This window comes from Pseudomonas fontis (assembly GCF_028656955.1).
In the GTDB taxonomy this organism is placed as follows: Bacteria; Pseudomonadota; Gammaproteobacteria; order Pseudomonadales; family Pseudomonadaceae; genus Aquipseudomonas; species Aquipseudomonas fontis.
The window spans coordinates 1-1,804 of record NZ_JAMDGY010000070.1; the positions used below are offsets into that span (position 1 = coordinate 1).

1 protein-coding gene is annotated in these 1,804 nt (G+C 57.9%); it reads left to right on the plus strand.

Going from position 1 to position 1,804, the window contains the following annotated elements; translation table 11 throughout:
• Positions 1 to 962, plus strand: a 962-nt coding sequence (gene xerC / locus M5G11_RS20440) for a site-specific tyrosine recombinase XerC (protein ID WP_273914084.1), incomplete at its 5' end; no start/stop codon positions are given.
• Positions 963 to 1,804: the final 842 nt, after the last annotated feature.

Genomic DNA, 1,804 nt, shown 5'->3' on the forward strand with positions numbered 1-1,804 from the left:
CCGTGGGCAACCGCGAACACCTGCTGATTGCGTTTATCCGTTGGTGTGACGAGCGGGGTTTGACCCGGCCGCAAGAAATCACCCGGCCGATTTTAGAGCGCTACCAGCGTCATCTTTTTCTCTACCGAAAAGCCGACGGCGAAGCGCTGTCGGCCCGCAGCCAAACGGTGCGCATCACGCCGATTCGGGTGTGGTTCAAGTGGCTGACCAAAACCAACCGCATCTTGTACAACCCGGCTTCTGACCTTGATCTACCGAGGATGGAGCAGCGCTTGCCGAAACATATCCTCAGCAGCGACGAAGCCGAACGTATCCTCAATGTGCCGGACACCCAAACCCCGACCGGCATCCGCGACCGTGCCATGCTGGAAACCCTCTACAGCACCGGCATGCGCCGCATGGAGCTGATTGGCTTGAGCTGGAGCGCTATCGACTACGAGCGCGGCACGGTGATGATTCGTCAGGGCAAGGGCAAAAAAGACCGGATGATTCCCATCGGCGAGCGGGCCTTGGCGTGGATCACCAAATACCGCGACGACGTGCGGCCCCATTTTGTCTTGGGTCAGGACGATGGCACCTTGTTTTTGACCCAGCAGGGCGAAGGATTTAGCCCCAACCGCCTGACGCAACTGGTGCGCGAACACATCGAAAAAGCCAACATCGGCAAGCGTGGCAGTTGCCATTTGTTCCGCCACACCATGGCCACGCTGATGCTGGAGAACGGCGCCGATATTCGTTTCATCCAAGCCATGCTCGGCCATGTCAGCCTGAACACCACGCAGATTTACACCCAGGTCAGTATTCGTGCGCTCAAGGAGATTCACACGGCCACCCATCCGGCACGGTTGCAACGGCAACATTCGGCCAGTGAAACCACAGCTGAAACCTTGCCAGATGGCCCCGTCGAAGCCCTGTTGACGGCCTTGGACGCCGAAGCGGATGAAGAAAGCGAGTTGGCCTGACAACTTGCCTGCAAAGGCCTGACAAACACCCCGCAAGTCCCCTCCAGATGCCCAGCGGCCTGACAAATCCCCTACAAACACCCCGCAAAGTCCCTACTAATACCTGACATCCCCGTAGGCCGCGAAGCGGCCTCAAGCAACGGCGAAAAATACAGGCACGCTATGGATGTATACATCCGGTGCCAAAGGGGAGCCCTTTGAATCCCGAAAAGCCGCCTCTACGAGTCGAGCGATAAACACCTGAACAGGTTGTCAGGGGGCTATCGGAGCAGATGCAAATGCCGGACAGGAAATGTTTTGTGGCCACCGCCTGCACGCAGTCGGTGGCCACAAAACCCTGATCAGGGCTGCGCCCCGATACCCCGTTGGATTAGCGTTTTGTAGGGAGGCGAGCTTTTCGATTAGTGCAAACTAGAGAAAATCAGATCAATTTAGAGCGACTTAGAGCGACTTAGAGCGACTTAGAGAGATTTAGAGAGAATCCCTTGAACGCAGAGCCTGCGGGTAATTTGGTGAGGCACGTTACCGACTGTTTACAAATGAGCTGCGCCATTCGTAACCAATCGACCGTACCAAAGGGGAAACCCCTTTGAACCCCGAAGCCTAACGCGCTGCGCTTGTTGGCCCCTGGCGGTCCGATGGCTTCGCCACCGAACCGCCAGGGGCCTTTTTGTCGTCGGCTGATTTGGGTCGTCCGGGCGTGCTGCGACGGGCTGAAAACCCGCGTCGGGGTGGTTTTGTTCTGCGAGCGGGAATCAGCTAGGCCGACCGGCGCGCAGGCCGCGCCACGTCTGGCGTTGCGCGTCTAGACAACGAAATTCGCGTCGGGTGATACTGTTGGT